Source organism: Bacillus sp. FG16, from assembly GCF_057809515.1.
The window spans coordinates 1-5,435 of record NZ_JBMDKC010000177.1 but is presented as its reverse complement, the minus strand read 5'-3'; the positions used below and the strand labels follow the sequence as shown (position 1 = coordinate 5,435).

The following is a 5,435-nucleotide window of genomic DNA, read 5'->3' as shown; positions in this document are numbered from 1 at the left end:
AACTGTATACATCTCAATTAGAGCAAGGTATGCCTTACCGTTCTTTGCGAAAAACTATTACCATCAATCTATTAGATTTTAAGCTCTTTCCTCAGTATGAAGATGTGCATACAGTCGGACAGTTTTGGAGCAAGCAACATCAAGACGTGTTGCTTGAAGATCTGGAAATTCATTTCATTGAGATCCCTAAATTATTACAACAATGGAGAAAAGAAGAAATTAATCTGTGGGAAAATGAATTTGCTCGTTGGTTACTTTTACTGCCAGCGCATGAGGATGAACATTTGACCCACACATTGGAGGACATCGCTATGAAACAAGATCCGGTGTTACAAAAGGCCATCCACAAATGGGAAAATATGAGTCAGAGTAGTTCTTTCCGTCTCGCATATGAAGCACGTGAAAAAGTGTTATTTGATGAACAAGCGAAATTAGCACATGCTCGTGAGGTTGGGATAGAAGAAGGTATGGAAAAAGGAAAAGAAGTAGGCATTCAAGAAGGTAAATTAGCCGAAAGAGAGCAACTTATCCGTGGCATGCATAAAAACGGCATGGATATCGAAGATATTGCAAAATTTACGAATATGGACCTGTCGGATATACGACATATTTTGGGACAATAACAAAGATACACCCATCCTATGCGATAGGTGTATCTTTGTTATTGTCTGATTATTCAGAATATAGACGATTCATTTCTCCCTTATCAAACAATTGATTATACTGTTCCTGTATACTTTGGAGTTGTAACTGTAGTCCTTTTGCCAGTGGTGTCATTTTGAGGTCTTGTTGTAAAATGAGCAATAACTGAGACACTTTTATAAGCATCTCGTGAATCTCATATGATTCTTCTATCAAACCATCTATAGAAACCTGCTGAAGAATCGATTCAATTCTGCTTATTTTCCAATCAATTTCTTGTAACAATTGTGTAGAATTACCAGACCATGACTTATCCACGTATAATTCCTCTCCTGTCTTTCTATATCTATTTGCATCCAACTTACTGATAGTTTCCATGTTACTATGGAAAAATAGAAAAGGAAACCTAGAAATTCAAACGATACACTTCTGCTGTTACATTCTTTTCAATTGTTTTTATAACTGAAATTTATATATGTATGACTATTCCTGTAAGTTTAGTGGTATATGGTATAAGCATTCCGAATTTCTATTAAAATATCAGCAATTCGTTTGCCATTTTTCAAAATCATGTGATTTGTTGTATACCCATCTATACATTGTCTTAATTCTTGATTTAATATGACTTCTATTTCACCGTTTTCCCGCATGTTACTCGTTAATAAGGTCGGCTCTTTATTTAACAAGTAATACAATTGTAAGGTTTCAGCCAATACTGTCACTAATGGTCTCAATAGAATATCATGGTGTGGAAGCATATCAGCAGCAATTTGTTTATTTAAAACGAATTGAATGCCATTTTCTTTTACATCAAATCGATATAAGAAAATCATTTACACATAGCACACCCTTTTCATATGATGTGTGAAGATATAAGAGAGAATAAGAATCGTATAACTGTTGTATCATCCGCTTATTCCCTCAACTGAATAAAAGAATGGTCTATATTCATTATATATCAGGGGAAGTCACTATTCAATTTGTTATTTCATTTTAGCTGGATATTTCCAATCTGGCTTATATTTTTTATCAGGGTTTATATTTTTTGTTTTGATTTCTTTTACCCTACTTCGTTCTTCACCTAGCTTACGGATTGCATGTTTACACTATCTATGCCTAGTATGCGGTGAACGTTATGGACAAAAGAACTTCTCCCCAATGTATGTGTCGTACCAAAGGGAACGCCTAATTCTTTTGCTATCCGTACCACACCTTTAGAGCCGGAGGTTGCACCACCATGCCCCATATGTTCTAACATAAGCATGACAATATCTGCATTCCGTATCATTTTGCGTAATGTAACTTCTCGTTCCCTTTTCCCGTGCACCCACTGAAAATTCCCACCTCTAACGGTAATTTCTTCTTCAATGGCTGCTCGACCTGGTTCAAATCCTACCATCAAAATTGTCTTTCCTTCCAACGTTTGTACATACTCTTTTTGATTTTTTTCTTGCTTTCTCTTCATACGGGCTGGTTTACTAAAATCATTTACAAAACTAGACGGATACGCCCAAGCAACCCTGACAATGTCTGGAGAACTCTTGGAATAGGCAAGATCAATAATATCTCCCTGGGCGACAGAAGCAGCATCTTTTGGCGGAATCCAAAATCGATGAGGAGCTCCATTGACATATATACGATTCTGTTGCATGTCTTTCTCCACAAAAAATTGTTGTCGTTTTTCATCATATTCTACAATGGCATAGGAACAACAACCACGTTCTTCATTTGGTGGCATATGTCGCCTTTCGGCCACTTCAAATCTATGCTTATACCGTCCACCCGACACAGATGCATTTTCTGTTACATACACGCAATCCCCATGTTCTAATTCTAACGCTCTGACAATGCGTTCGGGAACAAAACATCCTATTCCTTGTAATTCGCCTCCCTTTAATTTACGCTGAAATACATACGATTCCCTCTTTTCAAAAGGTTCTGTTTTAGCAAGAGAATGTGTATGAAGGGGATTCGTCTCTGGTTCTGTGAGTTCCTTCTCTCTATGGGGTGTTTGTACGATGGTTACATCTGGTAAACGAAGGATATCTTTCATTACATGTAGATAGCTCTGTAGAACCTCCTCAGTTTTCACAATTGATTGTTCCTGTAATTCTATTTCACAAATGACCGCTTCCATACCTTTCTTTAATTCCGACAAAATGTTTTGTTTATCCATCTTTTCCACCTCTCTAGTCATAGTCGCAAAATAGGTAAAGTTCAGAAAATTAAAACCTATTAGATTAATATTAACATATCCTCCATGAACAAACTATCGAATATAGAAACGTTTATATTGTGCTCATCTTCCACCTGTTGGTCATGTATGGTGAAAAGACGGTCGAAAAAGGGGTATGACAACCAAAATGGTTTTCCGGGGCCATATGCAAATAAATTCCAATTCTCTTTAATATAGAGGGCAAACTGTAACAAAAACGAACATTTTTGTTACGTTTTCTATTTGAAAATATAAATGTCTTAACTGTTGAATTAGCTGTAACTAAATACTGTACCAAAAATAATTTGTCACAATATGAATTAGCACCATTTTTGTTACAATATTTTGTTTTGTTATGGAAAATTATTGCATATGGCCCCATATTTCGCTTTTGGTTGCCATACCCCTGTAAGACTTTTAACTTCAAATTCTATTGGAATATCTAGTTTGATATACACACTAACCACCTCAGCGTTAGTATGTATAATCCTATTGAAAATGTACATGTTTATTCAAGCGTTACTGTACATATTTAAACTAGCATTTATAACTAGTATGAAAATCAGTTTCTTTTAATAAATCTAAGAGATTGATATTGGACCAACGGTTCCTGATCTCCTGTTTAATTTTAGGTAAATGTGGGGGTTCCGGTTGTTTGTCTAGAGGGGTAACCCGAATCCATCCCTTGTTATTCCTACTCGTAATCGCAATTTTACCGTTACTTTTATTTTCAAATCCTTGATTCAGTAAATGGAGCTTGTCTTTCATCAATTGAATAATATCTGAAATAAAAGGTTCTACATCGATTGGTACTTTTAGAGCTTGGAAATATTCTTCTTTGTGTTCTTCAAAATCTTGAGGTAAATCTTCATCTGGGTTCCGGTATCGATCAGCACCTTCAATCCAGATTTCTTTACACCGAAGCCGTATTCGGAGAGATTGTAAAACAGCAATTTCATAATTGATTCGATTTACCCTCTCTATCCCTTTACTATCTGTCTCAATAATAATATCCCTCCATTTGGGTTGAATGACTCCCTCAATAGGAACTTCGTCCCCGCTGGCAAAGAAGCGCTGACCACTATCACTGTATTCCTGAATAAGTTGAAGAGCTTCAATGATAGGTTGGTGAGATAGATTATTAGACTTAAACGTAAGATTTTTTAAAATATCACAAAGAGCACTTCTATAATGTCCTCGTCTTTATATAAATTTTTTCTTTATACTCTCGACTGTTTCTCGACATATCTTTGATAATATCTCGAATGGTGGAAGAACTTACAATTGGATATAATGTATCCTGAATGATTCCATTTGGATGATCAACAGTTGCTTTTAATAAGTTAAGAATGTGTTTGTTTTTCCCTTGTACTTTTTCTAACTCTGCCACTGTTTCATTACGGGTTGTATTCTTTGCTTTATTCCCAAACTTAAGCGTGATTTCATCTAACAAATCAGCTAGATAGTCAATGATTTCTGATTGGCGATGATAAAATAAGATAGCAAGTAAGGTGTAACGAATATATATTGGATGTGCACGTAATTCTGTTACTGTCTCAGTAGCTGCACGAAGTCGATATTTCTTTATTAATTTTGGAGTCAAATGGTGAAATAGGCCATTTGGAATTTGAAGATGTCGAATAGCCAATAATTTTTTGACTTCCATCTCCATTGTATTGACACTTGGTTTACGGGGAGAAGATAATAGTTGTCGAAAAGCTAAAATATCACTTTCCTCTTCATCAGAGACTATATTATCATGTGTTTCTAATAAATCATCTAATCGAGTACACGTCTTAGAGGATAATTGTTGATAGGTTTCCTGATACAAATTCTTTTCAAAAGTATCGATAGCAGAATCAATCATTCGCTTTAAGCTCCCGATAGAAGGGGGTTCCACTTTCCACTTACGAAAGAGACTGTATGCTTGGTTTGTTAAGTAATCTGTATTATGGGTAAAGGGAACTTGTCCTTCTAACCATTGTTCAAAGCGTTCATTGTCTATACGTGTAAGTTCTTGAAAACCAAAGAAATCCCTTATGTTTTTTCGATGTCGAGTGTAAGTCTTTTCTTTTCCACCCCAACGATACTCTTCAAAACGCTCAGGTGAAATATCTAATTGCTTAGCTATGTATTCAATAATTACTTTGGGAACATCTTGTTTTGTACTAGGGAATCCGGCTTTTTGTTGGAAGTATTTTAATAACAAAGCAAAGCCTAAACGGTTTGCCTCTGTTTTATTTACCATAGATAAATGTAGTTCGTTTGGCATTAATACAAAATCTGTTAAAAGCTCGTCTTCATTCCAATTCTTCTTCATAGACTCTCCTTCTGATCTGTGTAGTTTACTACTAGTATAATTTCAATCACAGAGAACCATCAAGAAAAAACAGAAGATTGTTATAATTAGAATATTTTACATTTATTGATGTTTATCTGACGGACTAGAGCAGCTACCCTGTGACTAGGCCTTATAGGTCCGTATATTCATTTTAATTCATTTGTATGTTTTAATGATCCGTATAAAATAAACAATCATGACTTTACAGTCACACCCATATATGAAAAGGGGTGTGAC

General features: G+C 35.3%; 4 protein-coding genes and 1 pseudogene. 1 reads left to right on the top strand and 4 read right to left on the bottom strand.

Features of this window, described 5'->3' with window-relative positions; translation table 11 throughout:
• Window positions 1-623 (top strand): Rpn family recombination-promoting nuclease/putative transposase (locus ACODS7_RS30870; protein WP_488828405.1); only part of this gene is annotated, 623 nt, incomplete at its 5' end.
• Between the two features lie 49 nt (window positions 624-672).
• On the opposite strand, the gene ACODS7_RS30865 is transcribed toward ACODS7_RS30870, so the two are convergent.
• The 4 genes and pseudogenes from ACODS7_RS30865 to ACODS7_RS30850 form a co-directional block, all read right to left on the bottom strand.
• Entirely contained in the window at window positions 673-960 is a 288-nt protein-coding gene (locus tag ACODS7_RS30865) for a hypothetical protein (RefSeq protein WP_243169132.1), read from the bottom strand.
• A gap of 179 nt (window positions 961-1,139) precedes the next feature.
• Entirely contained in the window at window positions 1,140-1,475 is a 336-nt protein-coding gene (locus ACODS7_RS30860; protein ID WP_243169131.1) for a hypothetical protein, read from the bottom strand.
• Window positions 1,476-1,723: 248 nt separating this feature from the next.
• Window positions 1,724-2,818 (bottom strand): DUF2325 domain-containing protein, encoded by a 1,095-nt coding sequence (locus ACODS7_RS30855; protein WP_243169130.1) that lies wholly within the window; start codon window positions 2,816-2,818, stop codon window positions 1,724-1,726.
• Between the two features lie 585 nt (window positions 2,819-3,403).
• Window positions 3,404-5,177, bottom strand: a pseudogene (locus tag ACODS7_RS30850) (DUF4158 domain-containing protein); the annotation flags it as partial.
• Between the last annotated feature and the right edge of the window lie 258 nt (window positions 5,178-5,435).